General features: G+C 72.3%; 16 protein-coding genes. 8 read left to right on the plus strand and 8 right to left on the minus strand.

All coding sequences use genetic code 11. The features are described from left to right. Positions 1-45 precede the first annotated feature (45 nt). Genes ACBJ32_RS15640 through ACBJ32_RS15655 form a run of 4 tightly spaced genes read right to left on the minus strand, consistent with a single transcriptional unit; the run spans position 46 to position 4,081 of the window. Entirely contained in the window at positions 46-645 is a 600-nt protein-coding gene (locus ACBJ32_RS15640; RefSeq protein WP_185102564.1) for a response regulator transcription factor, read from the minus strand. Continuing rightward, positions 642-1,754, minus strand: coding sequence for a sensor histidine kinase (locus tag ACBJ32_RS15645; protein WP_375127313.1), 1,113 nt, complete (start codon positions 1,752-1,754; stop codon positions 642-644). Before ACBJ32_RS15645 ends, ACBJ32_RS15640 begins: the two co-directional genes overlap by 4 nt. Continuing rightward, on the minus strand, positions 1,751-2,866 hold the full coding sequence (locus ACBJ32_RS15650; RefSeq protein ID WP_375127314.1) for a sensor histidine kinase: 1,116 nt from the start codon (positions 2,864-2,866) through the stop codon (positions 1,751-1,753). The genes ACBJ32_RS15645 and ACBJ32_RS15650 overlap by 4 nt, the downstream gene beginning before the upstream one ends. A gap of 51 nt (positions 2,867-2,917) precedes the next feature. Continuing rightward, positions 2,918-4,081 carry a hypothetical protein gene (locus tag ACBJ32_RS15655; protein ID WP_375127315.1) on the minus strand — a complete coding sequence of 388 codons (1,164 nt, stop codon included), beginning with the start codon at positions 4,079-4,081 and terminating at the stop codon, positions 2,918-2,920. 120 nt (positions 4,082-4,201) lie between these two features. On the opposite strand from ACBJ32_RS15655, the gene ACBJ32_RS15660 reads away from it, so the two are divergent. From ACBJ32_RS15660 to mug, 5 genes are all read left to right on the plus strand, one after another. Next, positions 4,202-5,116, plus strand: a complete 915-nt coding sequence (locus ACBJ32_RS15660) for an LLM class F420-dependent oxidoreductase (protein WP_375127316.1) — start codon at positions 4,202-4,204, stop codon at positions 5,114-5,116. Positions 5,117-5,207: 91 nt separating this feature from the next. Beyond that, entirely contained in the window at positions 5,208-6,692 is a 1,485-nt protein-coding gene (locus ACBJ32_RS15665; protein ID WP_375127317.1) for a 3' terminal RNA ribose 2'-O-methyltransferase Hen1, read from the plus strand. After that, positions 6,676-9,138, plus strand: coding sequence for a polynucleotide kinase-phosphatase (locus tag ACBJ32_RS15670; protein WP_357868479.1), 2,463 nt, complete (start codon positions 6,676-6,678; stop codon positions 9,136-9,138). The genes ACBJ32_RS15665 and ACBJ32_RS15670 overlap by 17 nt, the downstream gene beginning before the upstream one ends. 66 nt (positions 9,139-9,204) lie before the next feature. Continuing rightward, positions 9,205-10,605, plus strand: coding sequence for a sugar porter family MFS transporter (locus ACBJ32_RS15675; RefSeq protein WP_375127318.1), 1,401 nt, complete (start codon positions 9,205-9,207; stop codon positions 10,603-10,605). A gap of 31 nt (positions 10,606-10,636) precedes the next feature. Next, positions 10,637-11,131 carry a G/U mismatch-specific DNA glycosylase gene (mug, locus tag ACBJ32_RS15680; protein WP_357868474.1) on the plus strand — a complete coding sequence of 165 codons (495 nt, stop codon included), beginning with the start codon at positions 10,637-10,639 and terminating at the stop codon, positions 11,129-11,131. Between the two features lie 11 nt (positions 11,132-11,142). Here the strand turns inward: mug and ACBJ32_RS15685 are convergent, their stop codons facing one another. Further along, complete coding sequence (locus ACBJ32_RS15685) at positions 11,143-12,087, minus strand: GlxA family transcriptional regulator (RefSeq protein ID WP_375127319.1); 945 nt, start codon at positions 12,085-12,087, stop codon at positions 11,143-11,145. 89 nt (positions 12,088-12,176) lie between these two features. Between ACBJ32_RS15685 and ACBJ32_RS15690 the strand changes: the two genes are divergently transcribed. After that, a complete protein-coding gene (locus tag ACBJ32_RS15690; protein WP_375127761.1) occupies positions 12,177-13,115 on the plus strand; it encodes an NADP-dependent oxidoreductase in 939 nt (312 codons plus the stop codon). An 85-nt stretch (positions 13,116-13,200) separates the two neighbouring features. On the opposite strand, the gene ACBJ32_RS15695 is transcribed toward ACBJ32_RS15690, so the two are convergent. After that, on the minus strand, positions 13,201-13,974 hold the full coding sequence (locus ACBJ32_RS15695; RefSeq protein ID WP_375127320.1) for a CAP domain-containing protein: 774 nt from the start codon (positions 13,972-13,974) through the stop codon (positions 13,201-13,203). 505 nt (positions 13,975-14,479) lie between these two features. Between ACBJ32_RS15695 and ACBJ32_RS15700 the strand changes: the two genes are divergently transcribed. Together ACBJ32_RS15700 and ACBJ32_RS15705 are read left to right on the plus strand one after the other, a co-directional pair. Next, complete coding sequence (locus tag ACBJ32_RS15700) at positions 14,480-15,046, plus strand: AAA family ATPase (protein ID WP_375127321.1); 567 nt, start codon at positions 14,480-14,482, stop codon at positions 15,044-15,046. Between the two features lie 67 nt (positions 15,047-15,113). Beyond that, positions 15,114-16,889, plus strand: a complete 1,776-nt coding sequence (locus ACBJ32_RS15705; protein WP_375127322.1) for a PA14 domain-containing protein — start codon at positions 15,114-15,116, stop codon at positions 16,887-16,889. 58 nt (positions 16,890-16,947) lie between these two features. Here the strand turns inward: ACBJ32_RS15705 and ACBJ32_RS15710 are convergent, their stop codons facing one another. After that, positions 16,948-17,607 (minus strand): TrkA family potassium uptake protein, encoded by a 660-nt coding sequence (locus ACBJ32_RS15710; protein ID WP_357868458.1) that lies wholly within the window; start codon positions 17,605-17,607, stop codon positions 16,948-16,950. A 1-nt stretch (position 17,608) separates the two neighbouring features. Beyond that, complete coding sequence (locus ACBJ32_RS15715; protein ID WP_357868455.1) at positions 17,609-18,274, minus strand: TrkA family potassium uptake protein; 666 nt, start codon at positions 18,272-18,274, stop codon at positions 17,609-17,611. Positions 18,275-18,329: the final 55 nt, after the last annotated feature.

The following is an 18,329-nucleotide window of genomic DNA, read 5'->3' on the forward strand; positions in this document are numbered from 1 at the left end:
CTCAGTGCCGGAGCGGACAGGCCTTCTGTGCCGATGTGCCTGGTGTCAGAGCCAGCCCATCTGCTGGGCCGTGCGGATGGCCTCCAGCCGGTTCTGCGCGTTGAGCTTGGTCATCGCGCTGGACAGGTAGTTGCGTACCGTGCCCTCGGTCAGGTGCAGCTCGCCGGCGATCCTGGAGATCGTGGCGCCCTCCGCGGCCAGGCGCAGCGCGTCGCGCTCGCGCTCGGTCAGCGGGCTGTCGCCGGCCGCCATCGCCGCCGCCGCCAGCTCCGCGTCCAGGTAGCGGCCGCCGGACTGGACCTTGCGGATGGCCATCGCCAGCTCCTCGGCCGAGGCGTCCTTGCCGAGGAAGCCGCTGACGCCCGCCGCCATGGCCCTGCGCAGGTAGCCGGGCCGGCCCAGGCTCGTCAGGATGACGATCTTGCACTGGGAGCTGATCTGCTCGGCCGCGCTGAGCCCGTCCATGCCGGGCATCTCGATGTCGAGCACGGCCACGTCGGGACGGTGCTCGGCGACCGCGCCCACCACCTCGTCGCCCCTGCCCACCTGGGCGACGACCTCGATGCCGTCCTCCAGGTCGAGCAGGGCCGCGATGGCGCCGCGGATCAGGTGCTCGTCGTCGGCCAGCAGCACGCGGGTCGTCATGCGGGCACCGCCGCCCGCAGCAGGTACCGCCCTCCGGGCGCGGGCTCGGCCTGCAGGGTGCCGCCCGCCGCGCGCACCCGCTGCGCGAGCCCCGCCAGGCCGATCGGCGCGTGCTCGCCGACCGGTCCGCTGACACCGTCGTTGGACATCTCCAGCACCCCGTTCTCGATCGTGATCGTGCAGCGTTCGGCCTTGCTGTGCTTGAGCACGTTCGTCGCACCCTCGCGTACGACGGTGGCCAGCAGCGTCCTGGTCTCGGGCGGCAGCGAGCCGATGTCGGCCCGCACCGTGCACCGCACGTCGGCCGCCTCCAGCACCGCGCGCACGCTGGCCAGCACCTCGTCCAGGTCGATGGCCCGGTAGTTCTGCACGACGGTGCGCACCTCGCGCAGCGACCTCCTGGACAGGTCGCGCACCTCGAACATCTCGGCCGCCGCCGCCTCCGGATCGGTGGCCAGGGTCCGTTCGGCGTGCTCGGTCCTGGTCGCCACGTCGGTGAGGCTGCGGCCGAGCAGGTCGTTCAGGTCGCGGGCGAAGCGCAGCCGCTCCTCCGAGACGGCCAGCTTGGCCATCGCCTCCTCCCCCTCGTGCGCCTCCTTGGTGAGCTGCCACAGCTTGAGGTTGGCCAGCACCCCGCCGACGGAGATCAACGTGAAGACGGACTGCACCGGGAGCAGCAGGGAGACGCGGAAACCGTCGGCGAAGCTCGCGTACACGTTGAACAGCACGATCGACGTGACGGACACGGCGATGATCGTGCGCTTGCGGACGAACGGCGCCAGCAGCGCCAGCCAGGTGGGCAGCGCGAACACCTGCCCCGCCGCGGCCAGCAGCAGGGCGATCATCCCGGTGATCGCCAGGATGGCCGTGGGGCGTCTCTCCCCGCGCACCGCGATCCTGAACGGCCGGGTGCTCAGCACGTTGAAGACCAGCAGCAGGACGACGCCGAGGGCGATCAGCGGCCACGGCGCGGCCGCCTCCTGCCAGCGGAGGTACAGGTCGAAGTAGCCGAAGAGCGGGATCAGGAGCACGAAGTCCGTGCAGTAGACGATCAGCCAGCGGACCCTGGTCAGCTTGGACGCGTGCCGCACGCGGTCGAGGACCTTCACGCGGGCACCACCGCGCGCAGGAGGAACCGCCCGCCCGGCGTGGGCTCGGCGGAGAAGGAACCGCCCACGGTGACCAGCCGCTCCGACAGGCCGCGCAGGCCGCTCCCGGGCGCCACCGCCGGCTCCGTGACCCCGTCGTTGAGCATCTCCAGCACCCCCTCGTCGATCCTGATCTCGCACCGCGTGGCCGCGCTGTGCTTGAGAATGTTCGTGGCGCCCTCGCGGACCGCCCAGGCCAGCAGCATCTTGGCCGACGGCGACAGGCTGTCGGTCCTGGCCTCGATCGCACAGCGAACCCCGGCCGCCTCCAGCGCCGCGCGCACTCCGGCCAGCTCCTCCTCCAGGTCGAGCGCCTGGTAGCCGTGCACCGCCTGCTGCACCTCGAACAGCGACTCTCCGGCGAGCGCGCGCACCTCGGCCATCTCGGCCGCGGCCCGTCCGGTGTCCTTGGTCGCCAGCTTGGCGGCCAGCTCGCTCTTCAGCGTGATGACCGACAGGCTGTGCCCGAGCAGGTCGTGCAGGTCGCGGGCGAAGCGCAGCCGCTCCTCCGCCACCGCCAGCCTGGCCACGGCCTCACGGCTCATGTACGCGTCCCTGATCACCCACCAGAGCCAGCGCCACACGAGCATGGCCCCGATCATCAGCACGGAGTTGATCAGCTGGCCGACCAGGATGCCCTGCCAGGGCAGGCCGACGACGAGCCCGGCGTGGGCGGTGACCACGATGACGAGCAACGAGGCCAGCACGATCGTCACGCGCGGCTTGAGGTAGAGGGCGGCCAGCGACGCCCACATGGTCATGGTCTGCAGCCACATGGCCGCCGACGCGCCGTCCAGAGGAGACAGCACGAACAGCGCCGCCGAGAGCACCCCCGCGAGCAGTAACTTCAGCGTCGGCTTGGGGCGGTGCTCGAAGGCCTCGTGCAGCAGGAAAGGGCCGAGCCCGAAGAAGGCGGTCACCAGGACGACGTTGACCGCCGCTCTGGCGACGGATAGCTCACCACGCATCGCGTCCTCGGCGATGAACGCGACGGACATGAACCACACCAGGCCCAGCGCGGCGTCCATCCAGTACAGCAGGATCTTCCTCGCGGTGTCGGGACGCGTCGCCATCACGCCCTCCCCCTGCTGAATAGAACCTCCCCGGTCAGCGAAATCCTATCTTCAGGGCGGAGTCGCCCAAAGAATTCGTGACACGTCCGGCTTCGGGGTTACTCCGCGCAGTGACAACCACGCCAGGCCGTGACGGGCGGCGTAGCCGGTCAGCGTGCGGGCGTCGCGCTCGCTCAGGTCGCCCTCGTCCGCCAGCACGGGGGTCAGCGCGATGCGCCGCCACACCTGGCCGGGGTCGGCCAGCCCGTGGGCCCGCGCGACCTGCTCGGCCGCCGCGCGTACGGACGCCGCCACCAGGCCCAGGCGCGCGCCCCGGGTGGAGCGCGGCTCGACGGGGGCCAGCAGGTTGACGGTCTCGACCTCGGCGCCCGCCTCGCGGGTGGCGCGCAACATCGCGGCGTCGCCGGGGGCCAGGCCGTCCCGCCGCAGCGGCAGCGTGAAGCTGACCCGCAGCCGCCGCTCGCGCTGCATGGCGTGGATGGCCCGCGCGCGGCGCAGCACCGCGGCCCGGTCGGCGCTGTCGCGCACCTCGAAGTCCACGGCGGCGGCGTCGAACGCGCCGACCACCCGGCGGTAGGCCGCGGCCAGCCCGCCCGGTTTGGTGCAGGTGGCGGCCAGCTCGGGCCCGGCGGGGCCGCCGAACACGGGGGCGGCGTCGCCGCCCATCGCCCTGAGCCGCCCGATCCGGTTGGCCACCGGGTTCCTGCCCGGGTCGAGCAGGCCCGTCCGGTCGGCGGCGAGGGTGCCGTCCGAGTCCACGAGCCCGGTGCGGTCGGCGGCGAGGACGCTGTCCGGATCCACCGGCCCGGTACGGCCGGGAGAGGCAGCGCCGTCCCCGTCCGCCGGCCCCGTGCGGCCGGGAGAGGCAGAGCCGTCCCGGTCCAGCAGGCCGCTCCACTTGGGCGAGCAGCCGTCGCCGCCCGCGACCAGGTGGCCGAGCGCGTACCGGCGCACCCCGGTGCGGCGGGCCTGCGCGGGCAGGTCGAACGTGGGCTGGCGGGCGGTGTCCACGAACGCCACGAACGCGGCGGACGCTTGCCCCGCGGGCGACGCCGGAGTGGTGGCGGGCGGACGCGCGACCGGGGCGCGCGGCGGCGGAGCGGCGTCCGCCGGCAGCAGGCGCACCACCGCGGCGGTGCCGGCGGCGAGCGCGAGCGCCCCGAGAACGGCGAGCGGGCGCGGGAGCAGGCCGGGCTCCCTCTTGTGCCGAGGCATGGGCCACCCCGAGTGTTCGGTCGGCTACGTACAGCTCTGGCGCTCGAACGTTAGCAAGCCCGTACGGCGCGGCGCGGGCCTTTTCCGGTTCGCGTCCGTTGTGTGCGGATAATGTGGACCATGAAGCTGCGGATCTTCACCGAGCCCCAGCAGGGCGCGACCTATGACGACCTGCTCGCCGTCGCCCAGGCCACCGAACGGCTGGGTTTCGACGCTTTCTTCCGGTCCGACCACTATCAGCGCATCGGCCCCGGCGACCAGGGCCCGGGCTCGACCGACGCGTGGATCACGCTTGCCGGCCTGGCCAGGGAGACCTCCGGCATCAGGCTGGGCACGCTGGTGTCGCCGGCCACGTTCCGGCTGCCGGGGCCGCTGGCGATCAGCGTGGCGCAGGTCGACCAGATGAGCGGTGGCCGGGTTGAGCTGGGCTTCGGCACCGGCTGGTTCGACGGCGAGCACTCGGCTTACGGCATCCCGTTCCCGCCGGTGAGCGAGCGCTTCGGCCGGTTCGAGGAGCAGTTGGAGATCATCACCGGGTTGTGGACCGCGCAGGACACCTACTCCTTCGAGGGCAGCTACTACCGGCTGGCCGACTCCCCCGCGCTGCCCAAGCCGGCCCAGCGGCCGCGCCCGCCGGTGATCATCGGTGGGGTCGGGACCAAGCGCACGCCGCGCCTGGCGGCCACGTACGCGGACGAGTACAACGTGCCGTTCCACACGGTGTCCGACACCGGTGCGGCGTTCGACCGGGTGCGCCAGGCGTGCGAGGCGACCGGGCGTACCGTGCGGCTGTCGGCGGCGCAGACCACCGTGGTCGGCAAGGACCGCGCGGAGGTCGAGCGGCGCGCGACCGCCATCGGCGAGGACCCCGACCGGCTGCGCGAGGCCGGCCTGGCGGGCACCCCGGACGAGATCGTGGCCAAGATCGGGAAGTTCGCCGAGCTCGGGGCCGAGCGGATCTACCTGCAGATCCTCGACCTCGGCGACCTGGACCACCTGGAGCTGATCGCTGCCGAGGTGCTGCCGCACGTGTAGTGCGCGGTTCGCGGCCCATGCCGCCGTTCGCGGCGTTTCGCAGGTAGTAATCGGTTGGCGGCGCTTTGCTGGGTTACGGCAGACTTGGGGCGTGCTGCTGACGATCACGACCACCGCCAGGCCCGCCACCGACCTCGGCTTTCTCCTGCACAAGCATCCCGAGCGCGTGCAGGAGTTCAGCCAGTCGTTCGGCACGGCCACGGTGTTCTATCCCGAGGCGGGCGAGGAGCGCTGCACGGCGGCGCTCATGCTCGAGGTGGATCCGATCGCGCTGGTCAGGTCACGCGGCAAGAACTCCCCCGACTTCAGCCTGTCGCAGTACGTGAACGACCGCCCGTACGCGGCCTCGTCGCTGCTGGCCGTGGCGCTGGCCGACGTGTTCCGCACGGCCCGGGCCGGGCGGTGCAAGGCCAGGCCCGAGCTGCCCGGCACGCCGCTGCCGCTGGAGCTGCGGCTGCCCGCGCTGCCCTGCCGGGGCGGGCCCGACCTGGCACGGCGGCTGTTCGAGCCGCTCGGCTGGGAGGTGGACGCGCGGCCCGTGCCGCTGGACGAGAGCTTCCCCGAGTGGGGCGAGTCCCGATATGTCGGGCTCAGCCTGCGCGGCACCACCCGCCTGGCCGACGCGCTCAACCACCTGTACGTGCTGCTGCCCGTCCTCGACGACGGCAAGCACTACTGGGTCGCGCCCGACGAGGTGGACAAGCTGATCAGGGCCGGTGAGGGCTGGCTGGGCGGCCATCCCGAGCGGGCCCTGATCACCCGGCGGTACCTGGGGCGGCGCTGGGCCCTCGCCCGTACGGCGCTGGCGCGGCTGGCCGAGCTGGGGGACGAGACGGAGGAGGAGCTGGAGCCCGCGGTCGAGGAGGAAGCGCCCGCCGACGTCACGGCCGCCGACGAGGCGGCCGCCGCCGGAGCCGAGGCCGGCGCCCAGGTCACCGCTCAGGAGCAGGCGGCGGCCGGGCCCAAGGCCAAGCCGCTGAACCTCATGCGGCGCGAGGCCATCCTGGCCAAGCTGGAGGAGCTCGGCGCGGTCAGCGTGATCGACCTCGGCTGCGGCCAGGGCGAGCTGGTCGGCGCGCTGCTGGCCAGGCCCAGGTTCGCCCGGGTCGGCGGCATGGACGTCTCGCCGATGGCGCTCACCATCGCCGCCCGCAAGCTGCGCCTGGAGCGCATGCCCGACGCCAAGCGCGCCCGGCTCACGCTGTTCCAGGGCGCGCTCACGTACACCGACAAGCGCCTGTCCGGCTACGACGCCGCGGTGCTCATGGAGGTGATCGAGCACGTCGACCCGCCGCGCCTGACCGCGCTCGAACGCGTGGTGTTCGGCCGCGCCAAGCCCCAGCACGTGCTGGTCACCACCCCCAACATCGAGCACAACGTCCGCTACGAGTTCCTGACCGGGTTGCGCCACCCCGACCACCGCTTCGAGTGGACCCGGGCCGAGTTCGCCGGCTGGGCCACCCGGGTGGCCGCCCAGTACGGCTACCAGGTCGCCTTCGTCCCGGTCGGCGACGACGACCCCGAGGTTGGCCCCCCGACCCAGATGGGAGTGTTCACCCGTGATCAGCGTTCCTGAGCTCTCCCTCGTGGTGCTCGTCGGCGTGTCCGGCAGCGGCAAGTCCACGTTCGCGCGCAGGCACTTCAAGCCCACGCAGGTCATCTCCTCCGACTTCTGCCGCGGCCTGGTCGCCGACGACGAGAACGACCAGGCGGCCACCCCGGCGGCCTTCGACCTGCTGCACCACATCGTCGGCGTGCGCCTGGCCAGGGGCCTGCTCACGGTGGTCGACGCCACCAACGTCCAGTACGCCGCCCGCAAGAGCCTCATCGACCTGGCCAGGCGGCACAACGTGCTGGCCGACGCGATCGTCCTGGACGTGCCGGAGGAGGTGGCGATCGAGCGCAACGCCGCCCGCCCCGACCGCGACTTCGGCCCCGGCGTGGTCATCAGGCAGCGCAAGGACCTGCGGCGCTCGCTCGGCAAGATCTCCGGCGACGGCTTCAGGCGGGTGCACGTGCTGCGCGGCCTGGAGGAGATCGAGGCCGCCACGATCGCGTACGAGAAGGCATGGTCCGACAAGACGGAGCTGACGGGCCCGTTCGACATCATCGGCGACGTGCACGGCTGCCGCTCGGAGCTGGAGACGCTGCTGCGCGAGCTGGGCTGGCAGGGGCTGCGGCATCCCGAGGGGCGTACGGCGGTGTTCGTCGGCGACCTGGTGGACCGCGGCCCCGACACGCCGGGCGTGCTGCGCCTGGTCATGGACATGGTCGAGGCCGGCACCGCGATCTGCGTGTCCGGCAACCACGAGCAGAAGCTGGTGCGCGCGCTCAACGGCCGCAAGGTCAAGGTCGCGCACGGCCTGCAGGAGTCGCTCGACCAGCTCGCCGCGCAGCCGCCGGAGTTCGTGGCGCGGGCCAGGGCGTTCATGGACGGCCTGCTCAGCCACTACCGGCTGGACGGCGGCCGGCTCGTCGTCGCGCACGCGGGGCTCAAGGAGGAGTACCACGGCCGCGCCTCGGGCCGGGTGCGCGCGTTCGCCCTGTACGGCGACACGACCGGCGAGACCGACGAGTACGGCCTGCCGGTCCGCTACCCGTGGGCCGACGAGTACCGCGGCCGCGCCATGGTCGTCTACGGCCACACCCCCACCCCCCACCCCGAATGGGTCAACAACACGATCTGCCTCGACACGGGTGTCGTGTTCGGCGGTCACCTGACGGCGCTGCGCTACCCCGAGCGCCAGCTCGTCCAGGTCCCCGCGGAGAAGGTCTGGTACGAGCCGGCCAAGCCGCTGTCGGCCGCCGGCGGCCGCGACCCGGGCATGCTGGACATCAACGACGTGATCGGCACCCGGCACGTGGAGACCAGGTTCGGCTCCCGGGTCAAGGTCATGGAGCAGAACGCCGCCGCCGCGCTGGAGGTCATGAGCCGCTTCGCGGTGGACCCGCGCTGGCTGGTGTACCTGCCGCCGACCATGGCGCCGCCGGAGACCTCCCGGCTCGACGGCTACCTGGAGCACCCGCACGAGGCGTTCGAGGAGTTCGCGGCGGCCGGGGTGAGCGAGGTCGTGTGCGAGGAGAAGCACATGGGCTCGCGGGCCGTGGCCGTGCTGTGCCGTACGCCGGAGGTGGCCGCGGCCAGGTTCGGGGTGGACGACGGCAGCGCGGGCGCGCTCTACACCCGTACCGGGCGGCCGTTCTTCAGCGACACCGCGCCGCTGGTGGAGCGGCTGCGCGAGGCGTGCGCGCCGCTGTGGGCGGAGCTGGGCTCCGACTGGGTGGTGCTCGACTGCGAGCTGCTGCCCTGGTCGGCCAAGGCCGGGGAGCTGATCAGGTCGCAGTACGCCTCGGTCGGCGCGGCCGCCGGCGCCGCGCTGCCGGAGGCGGTCGCGGCTCTTGAGGCGGCGGCCGGGCGCGGGCTGGGTGTGAGCGGTCTGCTCGACCGCACCCGCCGCCGCTCCCGCAATGCTGCCCTGTTCCGCGACGCTTATGCCCGTTACTGCTGGCCCGTCGACGGCCTGGAGGGGATCCGGGTGGCGCCGTTCCAGATCCTGGCCTGCGAGGGGCGGACCACGGCGCTGGAGCCGCACGCCTGGCACCTGTCCACGCTGGCCCTGCTCGACTCGCCGCTGATCACCGCGACCCGGCACGTCTTCGTCTCGCTGGACTCGCCGGAGTCCAGGGCCGGGGCGACCGCGTGGTGGGAGTCGATGACGGCGGCCGGGGGCGAGGGCATGGTGGTCAAGCCCGCGGCGTACGTGCCCGGCCGGGTGCAGCCGGGGGTCAAGGTGCGCGGGCGCGAGTACCTGCGCATCATCTACGGCCCCGACTACACCGAGTCGCTGGACGTGCTGCGGCGCCGCTTCCTCGGCAAGAAGCGGTCGCTGGCGCTGCGCGAGTACGTCCTCGGCCTGGAGGCGCTGTCGCGGCTGGCGGAGGGGGAGGCGGGCTGGCGGGTGCACGAGCCGGTCTTCGCCGTGCTCGCCCTGGAGTCGGAGCCGGTAGACCCGCGCCTGTGAGCCCTGACCCGGGAATACGTGGGTGATCGACGGGTAGTTCCCCGACCATTCGGGGGAGGTGCCTGCATGGCAACGCAATACACCCATCATGAGCATCTGGGGCATGTCATCTTCATCACGGCAGCCGCAGCCATCGGTGGGTTCCTGTTCGGGTACGACAGCTCCGTCATCAACGGCGCGGTGGTCGGCATCCAGAAGCACTTCCAGGTGGGCTCGTTCGAGACCGGCTTCGTGGTGGCCATCGCGCTGCTGGGCTCCGCCCTGGGTGCCTGGGTGGGTGGCGGGCTGGCGGACCGGTGGGGGCGTACGCGGTCGATGCAGGTCGCGGCGGTGCTGTTCGCGGTCAGCTCCATCGGGCAGATGTTGCCGTTCGCCATCTGGGACCTGGCGCTGTGGCGGATCGTCGCGGGCTTCGCGATCGGCATGGCGTCGGTACTCGGCCCCGCCTACATCGCCGAGGTCGCCCCGCCCGCCTACCGGGGCCGGCTGGGCTCGTTCCAGCAGCTCGCCATCGTGCTCGGCATCGCGGTCTCGCAGCTCGTCGACTACGTGATCGCGCGCCTGGCGGGCGGGGACGTCAACAACATCCTGTGGGGGCTGGAGGCGTGGCAGTGGATGCTCGGCGCCTGCGTCGTGCCGGCGCTGCTGTTCCTGCTGTTCGCCTCGACCATCCCCGAGTCGCCCCGCTACCTGGTCATGTCGGGACGGACGCGGCGGGCCCGCGAGGTGCTGTCCGAGATCGAGGGCGACGACGTGGACCTCGACGACCGCATCGCGGAGATCCAGCACGTGCTGCGCACCGAACGCGTACCGGGGCTGAAGGACCTGCGCGGCCGGGCGATGGGGCTGCTGCCGATCGTGTGGATCGGCATCGTGCTCTCGACCTTCCAGCAGTTCGTCGGCATCAACGTGATCTTCTACTACTCCTCCGTGTTGTGGCAGTCGGTCGGCATCAACCAGAGCGACTCGCTGCTGATCAGCTTCTCCAGCTCCATCATCAACATCGTGGGCACGTTCATCGCGATCTCCCTGGTGGACAAGATCGGCCGCAGGCCGCTGCTGCTGATCGGCTCGGCCGGCATGGCCATCGCGCTGGCCACGGCGGCGTGGGCGTTCAGCTCCGCCGTGGGCGAGGGCGAGTCCGTCTCGCTGCCCGACCCGCAGGGCGCGATCGCGCTGATCGCGGCCAACGTGTTCGTGCTGTTCTTCGCGCTGTCATGGGGCGTGGTGGTCTGGGTGCTGCTCGGCGAGATGTTCCCCAACCGCATCCGCGCCGCCGCCCTGGGCGTCGCGGCGGCGGCCCAGTGGGTCGCCAACTGGCTGATCACGGTGTCGTTCCCGGCCCTGGCCGAGTGGAACCTGCCGCTCACCTACACCATGTACGCGATCTTCGCGCTGCTGTCCTTCCTCTTCGTGAGCAAGTGGGTCAGGGAGACCAAGGGCCGCAAGCTGGAGGACATGGGCTGATCACGTCCCTTCATCGGCTACCCTCCGGCACGTGCTCGACGACGTTCTCGGCCCCTCCCTCGACGTGCTGTTCTGCGGCATCAACCCCGGCCTCATGTCCGAGGCCACCGGCCACCACTTCGCCCGCCCGGGCAACCGCTTCTGGCCGGCGCTGCACCTGTCCGGCTTCACGCCGCGCCTGCTGGCGCCCGCCGAGCAGCACCTGCTCCCCTCGTACGGGCTGGGCATCACCAACATCGTGCCCCGGGCCAGCGCCAGGGCCGCCGAGCTGACCCGCGACGAGCTGCTGGCGGGCGGCGAGGCGCTGGCCGGGAAGGTCGCTTCGGCCGGCCCGAAGGTGCTGGCCGTGCTCGGCATCTCCGCCTACCGCACCGCCTTCGCCCGTCCCAAGGCGGTCATCGGGCCGCAGCCGGAGACGGTGGGCGGCGCCCGCGTGTGGGTGCTGCCGAACCCGAGCGGCCTCAACGCCCACTGGACGGTGGCCACCATCGCCGGGGAGATGGGCCGCCTGCGCTCGTCCCTCTGAAGGGCCGCCGGTCAGCCGCGGCCCGCGGCCTGGAAGGTGTGGCGGTAGGACTGCGGCGAGACCCCGATCGCGGCGTGCAGGTGCTGCCGGAGCGACGCCGCCGTCCCGAACCCCACCCGCGCCGCGATCACCTCGACCGGCAGGTCGCTGGACTCCAGCAACTCCCGCGCCCGGGCCACCCGCTGCTGGATCAGCCACCGCCCCGGGCTCGTCCCGACCTCGTCGCGGAAGCGCCGGGCGAACGTGCGCAGGCTCATCCGGGCGTGCCTGGCCAGGTCGGTCAGCGTCAGCGGCTGGTCCAGCCGGGTGAGCGCCCACTCCCGCGTGGCCGCCGTCCCCGTCGCGGACGGCTCCGGCACGGGCTGCTCGATGTACTGGGCCTGCCCGCCGTCGCGCCACGGCGGCACCACGCACCGCCGCGCGACGTGGTTGGCCACCTGGCTGCCGTGGTCCTTGCGGACGAGATGCAGGCACACGTCCACCCCGGACGCCGCTCCCGCCGAGGTGAGCACGTCGCCGTCGTCCACGAACAATACGTTCGCGTCGAGAGCCACCCGGGGGAACAGCTCGCGGAAGCGGGGCGCCAGCGCCCAGTGGGTCGTGGCGGGGCGCCCGTCGAGCAGGCCGGCGGCGGCGAGGGTGAAGGCGGCGGTGCAGATGGACACGATGCGCGCACCGGCCGGGATCAGCGCGAGCGCGTCCGCCACCGGGGCGGGCAGCTCCGCCGAGTCGGGGGCCGCCGTGTACGGAGGGATGATCACCGTGTCGGCCGAGGCCAGAGCCTCCGGCCCCCGGTCCGCCATGATCGTGAAGTCGGCGCAGGTGCGCACCGGCCGGCCGTCGACCGTGCAGGTCACCACCTCGTACAGACCGTCGGCGACGCCGAACACCCGCTGCGGGATTCCGAGCTCGAACGGGTACACCCCGTCCAGCGCCAGGACGACGACACGATGCATGGCAGGATTCTATCGATGGATGGCATTCATGCCACTCCCGCCCGGCCGCCGCACCCCGCAGGCTGGGAACCATGAACGACATGCCCACCATGCGCGCGATCAGCCAGGACGTCGTCGGCGGCCCCGAGGTGCTCAAGGAGATCCGCCTGCCACGGCCCGCGGCCGGTCTCAGCGAGATCCTCGTCCGGGTGCACGCCGCCGGCCTCAACCCGACCGACTGGAAGCACCGCTCCATCCCCGGGCTCTTCCTCGGCGAGCCGCCCTTCACCCTCGGCTGGGACGTCTCCGGCGTCGTCGAGTCGGCCGGCCCGGGCGTCACCCTGTTCAAGCCGGGCGACGAGGTGTTCGGCATGCTGCCGTACCCGCACGGGGCCGGTTCGCACGCCGAGTACGTCACCGGCCCCGCCCGCGCCTTCGCGCGCAAGCCCGCCGCCCTCGACCACGTGCAGGCCGGCGCCCTGCCGCTCGCCGCCCTCACCGCCTGGCAGGCCCTGGTCGACACCGCCCGGCTGGAAGCCGGCCGGCGGGTGCTGATCCACGCGGCGGCCGGCGGCGTCGGCCACCTCGCCGTGCAGATCGCCAAGGCCCGCGGCGCGTACGTCATCGGCACCGCCAGCGCCCCCAAGCACGGCTTCCTCCGCTCCCTGGGCGCCGACGAGGTCATCGACTACCGCACCACGGACGTCGCCGAGGCCGTCCGCGACGCCGACGTCGTCCTGGACGCCCAGGGCAGCGACCACGCCATCCACTCGCTGCGCAGCCTGCGTCCCGGCGGCCTCCTGGTCTCGCTCCTGCTCGACGGCGGCATGGCCGCGCTCGCGGAGGAGGCCGCCCGTCTCGGGGTGCGCGCGCAGGTCATGCTGGTGGAGGCGGACCACGCCGGGATGGCCGCCATCGCGGAGCTCGCGTCCGACGGCCGGCTGCGCGCCGAGATCGCCGGCACGTACGAGCTGGCGGACGCGGCGAAGGCGCACGCGCTGGGCGAGACGGGGCACACGACCGGCAAGCTGGTGCTCACCGTGCGCTGATCGCGCGTGCCGCCGCAGAGCTTGAACGGGGCCAGGGCTCCGGACGCCTGGAGAGCCCTGGCCCCCGGTCACAGGCGAAACCCGGTCACCTGGCCGCGAAGTCCTGGGTCCAGTAGGGCGTGCCCGAGGCGTCCTTGGCCACGCCGACCCCGATGAGGTTGTACTTGCAGTTCATGATGTTGGCGCGGTGCCCGGAGCTGGTCATCCAGGACTGCATGACCTGGGCGGGGGTGCGCTGCCCCTTGGCGATGTTCTCGGCCCAGCCGGAGCCTCCGGTGAAGCCGGCCGCCTTGATGCGGTCCATGAAGGAGCGGCCGTCCTTGGAGGTGTGGTCGAAGTACTTCTTCGCGGCCATGTCAGCCGAGTGCCCGAAGGCGGCCGCGCGCAGCTGCGGGTCGTGCTTGACGGCGGAGCAGCCGCCCTTGGCTCGCTCCTCGTTGACCAGCCGCACGACCTCGTTCTCCTCGGCGGTGCCCACGGTGCCGGAGGGCGGGGCCGAGGAGGTGGGGCTCGGCGCGGGCGAGGTGGGGCCGGGCGAGGTGGGGCTGGGCGCGGGTGAGGTGGGGCTCGGGCTGGGGGCCGGCGTGCCGCTGCCCGGCGTGCAGGTCAGCTTGGCGGCCTTGGACCTGACCGGGCGGCCTCGGTAGTCGGTGGCCGTCGCGTAGTAGGTGCCGGGCTCGCAGGCGAGCGTGAGCGTGAGGCGGCCCTTCCTGGTGGCGCCGCTCTTGACGACCGAGTCCTTGCCGGGAACGGCCCGCAGGATGCGGATGCGCAGCAGCGCGGAATTGAAGCAGCCGCGCCGGGCGGCCGCGGACTGGATCTTCAGCGTGTCGCTGACGTGCGGCTTGGCCACACTCACGCGACACCGCGCCGCTTCCGACGCCGCGGCAGCCTGCGCCGCGCTCACGGGCGCGGCGATCGCTGCCAGGCTGACGGCTGCGGCGAGTACCCCAAGGGGTCTACGCATAGGGGGTTTCCTCCAGTTGCGGTAGACGCTGGATGGCTCCGCATTCTGTCGGGACCGATACCGATTTGTCATCTAAAACGGAATATTTCCCTAAAGCGGGTGTAAACCAAAGTGATCGTTGGGGCGTCTGCGCAGGCCATCGGGACCGTCACCCGGGAGGACCGAAACCCCCATCCGGTCACGGACGGGAGGCCGGCCCCGGCCGCCGCACGGGCCTGGTACGCTCCGAATCGGACGGCCCTCCGCGGCATCCCGCGCCCCTCACCGAACCGGCGCTCGCGAGGACACCGCACCCCGCCATCCGGCCCATCGCCGTCCTCTCAGCCGAACGACCAACGGATCAGGACGATCCGTCGTCGAACGGCGTCCGGATCCCCGACGAGGGAGGAACGATCCGGTGAAGCGCTACATCCTGACCGGCACCCCGGGAGCAGGCAAGACCGCGATCCTGCGGTGGCTGGAGCTCGACGGCTACACCGTCGTCGACGAGGCGGCGACCGACGTCATCGCCCTGCGCCAGGCCCAGGGCGACGACGAGCCGTGGACCAGCCCGTCCTTCGTGGCGGACATCGCCGCCCTGCAGCGGCGGCGCCAGGTGCGGGCCGCCGCCCTGCCCGGCGACGTGCAGTTCTACGACCGCTCCCCCATCTGCACCTACGCCCTGGCGACCTACCTCGGCCACCCCGTCCCACCGGCCCTGACCCGCGAGCTGGAACGGGCCGCGGCGGAGCGGATCTACGACAGGACGGTCCTGTTCGTGTGCAGCCCCGGATTCGTCATCCCGACCGCGGCGCGACGGATCACCTACGAGCAGGCCCTCCGGTTCGAGCGGATCCACCGGGACGCCTACACCTCGCTCGGGTACGAGTGCGTCCCGATCCCTCCGGGACCGCTGGCGGACCGGGTGGCGGCGGTGAAGGAACGGCTCGGAACCGCGCTCCCCGGCGGGCGGCCCGCCGGCTGATCGTTCACGCCGTCGTCATCCACTTCTGTCATGATCCACTGGATCTCGCGACAGCGACAGGAGAACAATGACCTCATTAGCGCGCCGTGCAGTGCGTGCCGCCCTCACGATCGGGCTGGCCACCGCAACGATCTGGACGGCGGGGGCACCGGCGCAGGCCGCCGCCTCCGCCACCGTCTCGGTGGACTTCACCAGGCCGATCCGCACGCTCTCCCCCGCCGACTACGGCATCGGCATCACCGGGTACGGCAGCGGCTCGTACATCACGAACGACGCCCGGCACCGCGAGCTCCTCACCGACCTCGCACCGGGGCGGATGCGCATAGAGCTGCACTACGAGCGGCCCGGCGACCACACCAGTCCCATCGTCTGCGGCGGCTACAAGTGCGACACGACCATCACCGGTGACGCCTGGATCGCGGCCATCCGCGACCTGGGCGCGGAGCCCGTCGTCATCCTCCAGGTGGACGGCCGCCAGAGCGCCGAGGTGAACCGCGACGACGCCGTCGCCCTCTACCGGCACTTCGCCGCCTCGGGGACGCCGGTGCGGCGCTTCATCCTGGGCAACGAGCTCAACTGCGCCTGCACCCCGGAGAAGCCGGAGATGACGGCCGCCGAGTACAGCAGCCGCTTCAACCTGATCGCCGACGCCCTCGACGCCGAGGACCCCGGGGTGACCGTCGGCGGCCCCGCCACGGCCTGGAACGACCACTCCTACATCAGGACGTTCCTGGAGGGCTCCGGCGACCGGGTCGACTTCCTCGACTACCACGACTACGGCAACGGCAGCGAGACCGTCACCGACCAGGACCTCCTGACCACCGTCGTCCGCGGCTACGAGACGGACCTCAAGGAGGTCGGCGCGCTGGCCGAGTCGGTGCTCGGCCGCGAGATCGACATCCAGATCGGCGAGTTCAACTCCGACTTCGACGACCCCGGCGGCCGGCGCACGCTCACCCACTTCAACACCCTGTGGGGCGCCGCCGCGCTCGGCCAGATCCTGCACGCCGGCGCCGCCGCCTACCAGTACGGCGACAAGAACGGCCAGCTCGGCCTGACGAGCACGGACGGCGAGGGCGGCATCCCGCGCAGCGAACCGCTGCCGATCTACCACGGCATCGGCATGTTCACCGGCGAGGGCCTGTTCCGCCCGTTCGGCACCACCATGGTCGCCGCCACCGCGGACAACGCGCTCCTGCACGCGTTCGCCTCCGACGGGGGCAAGAACGTCGTCCTCGTCAACGTCGGCACCGAGCCCCTGGACACCACGCTCGGCTTCACCGGCCTGACGGCGGGCACGGCGGCGCTCTGGCAGAGCACCGACGCCGCGTGGGCCCCGCACCGGGCCGGCACGGCCGAGGTCGCGGGCGGCAAGGCCACGCTGACGCTGCCCGCCCGCTCGGCCACGACGCTGGTCATCCAGGAGCAGGGCCTGTCCGCGACCTACTTCGACAACGCCGACCTGACCGGCCCGAAGCTCACGCGCGTCGACCCCGGCGTGAACTTCGACTGGGGCGCCGGCACGCCCGACCCGGCCATCGGCCCGGACACCTTCAGCGTGCGATGGACCGGCAAGGTGATCGCCGACCGCGCGGAGACGTACACGTTCATCACGACCAGCGACGACGGCGTGCGCCTGTGGGTGGACGGCACGCTCGTCGTGGACGCCTGGACGGACCACTCCAAGCGCGACGACAGCGGCCAGATCGCGCTGACCGCCGGCGCGCACGACCTCAGGATGGAGTTCTACGACAACGGCTACGACGCCATCGCCCAGCTCCACTGGTCGAGCCCGTCGATCCAGCGCCAGGTCGTCCCGGCGGCGAAGCTGCTGACCGGCTGACCGGACGGCGCCCGCGCGGGCTCCCCGGCCGGCGCGGGCGCCCGGCGGCGAGGCGGGCTCAGTGCTGGGAGAGCAGGTGCGCCAGCTCCTGCTCCACCTCCTGGTTCGCCACGAAGAGCAGCTCGTCGCCCGCCTCCAGCGGGTCGTCGGCCGTCGGGACCAGGACGCGGCCCTCGCGCAGGATCGCCACCAGGGCCGCGTCCACCGGCCAGGGGACAGAGCCCGCGCGCTGCCCCACCACCGGCGCGTCCTCCGCCAGCGTCAGCTCCACCAGGTTCGCCTGACCCTGGCGGAACGTCATCAGGCGCACCAGGTCGCCGACGCTGACCGCCTCCTCCACCAGGGCGCTCAGCAGGCGCGGCGTGGAGACGGCGACGTCCACGCCCCACGACTCGTTGAACAGCCACTCGTTGTTGGGGTGGTTGATGCGGGCCACCACGCGCGGCACGCCGTACTCGGTCTTGGCCAGCAGCGAGACCACCAGGTTCACCTTGTCGTCGCCGGAGGAGGCGACGACGACGTGGCAGTTGTTGAGGCCCGCCTCGTCGAGCGAGGCGATCTCGCAGGCGTCCGCGAGCAGCCATTCGGCGCGGGGGACGCTGTCGATCTTGATGGCTCGGGGGTCGCTGTCGATGAGCAGGACCTCGTGGCCGTTCTCCAGGAGCTCGGCCGCGATGGAGCGGCCGACGGCGCCCGCTCCGGCGATGGCGACGCGCATCTCACTCGTCCTCTTCCGGTGCCGCGGCGAGCACCTTGTTGATCCGGTCCATGTCGTTCTCCGCGGCGATGACGTGCAGCACGTCGCCCTCCTGCACCACGGTGTCGTCGGAGATCGTGACGGCCTCCCCCATGCGGTTGAGGAAGGCGGCGCGGACGCGGGCGCGGGCCTCGAGATCGACGACGCGGGTGCCGATCCAGGAGGCGTTCACGGTGACCTCGGCCAGGACGACGGTGCCGGTGGGGTCGCGCCAGAGCGGCTCGGCGCCCTCGGGCAGGATGCGGCGCATGATCTGGTCGGCGGTCCAGCGCACGGTGGCCACCGTGGGGATGCCCAGCCGCTGGTAGACCTCGGCCCTGCGGGGGTCGTAGATGCGGGCCACCACGTTGTCGACGCCGAACGTCTCCCGCGCCACCCGGGCGGAGATGATGTTGGAGTTGTCGCCGCTGGAGACCGCCACGAAGGCGGTGGCCGACTCGACGCCGGCCTCGGTGAGCACGTCGCGATCGAAGCCGACGCCGGTCACCCGCCGCCCGCGGAACCCGGCGCGCAGCCGGCGGAACGCCTGCGGGTCGCGGTCGATGATGGCGACGGAATGTCCGCTGTCTTCAAGGATGTGCGCGAGGGTCGATCCCACCCGGCCACATCCCATGATCACTATATGCATTTCCCCCCGCATCGTCAGCGGTCGGCCGGTTGCTCGACACCAGTATGGCCCCAGG

The sequence above is a fragment of the Nonomuraea sp. GTA35 genome (assembly GCF_041950525.1).
Classification (GTDB): Bacteria; Actinomycetota; Actinomycetes; order Streptosporangiales; family Streptosporangiaceae; genus Nonomuraea.

What these genes read in the sequence shown, in the direction of transcription:
- ACBJ32_RS15690 (WP_375127761.1), top strand. Translation starts at nt 12,177, where the DNA reads ATGCGCGCGATCAGCCAGGACGTCGTCGGCGGCCCCGAGGTGCTCAAG.
- ACBJ32_RS15640 (WP_185102564.1), bottom strand. Translation starts at nt 645, where the DNA reads ATGACGACCCGCGTGCTGCTGGCCGACGACGAGCACCTGATCCGCGGC.
- ACBJ32_RS15650 (WP_375127314.1), bottom strand. Translation starts at nt 2,866, where the DNA reads ATGGCGACGCGTCCCGACACCGCGAGGAAGATCCTGCTGTACTGGATG.
- ACBJ32_RS15655 (WP_375127315.1), bottom strand. Translation starts at nt 4,081, where the DNA reads ATGCCTCGGCACAAGAGGGAGCCCGGCCTGCTCCCGCGCCCGCTCGCC.
- ACBJ32_RS15675 (WP_375127318.1), top strand. Translation starts at nt 9,205, where the DNA reads ATGGCAACGCAATACACCCATCATGAGCATCTGGGGCATGTCATCTTC.
- ACBJ32_RS15705 (WP_375127322.1), top strand. Translation starts at nt 15,114, where the DNA reads ATGACCTCATTAGCGCGCCGTGCAGTGCGTGCCGCCCTCACGATCGGG.
- ACBJ32_RS15660 (WP_375127316.1), top strand. Translation starts at nt 4,202, where the DNA reads ATGAAGCTGCGGATCTTCACCGAGCCCCAGCAGGGCGCGACCTATGAC.
- ACBJ32_RS15710 (WP_357868458.1), bottom strand. Translation starts at nt 17,607, where the DNA reads ATGCGCGTCGCCATCGCCGGAGCGGGCGCCGTCGGCCGCTCCATCGCG.
- ACBJ32_RS15685 (WP_375127319.1), bottom strand. Translation starts at nt 12,087, where the DNA reads ATGCATCGTGTCGTCGTCCTGGCGCTGGACGGGGTGTACCCGTTCGAG.
- ACBJ32_RS15715 (WP_357868455.1), bottom strand. Translation starts at nt 18,274, where the DNA reads ATGCATATAGTGATCATGGGATGTGGCCGGGTGGGATCGACCCTCGCG.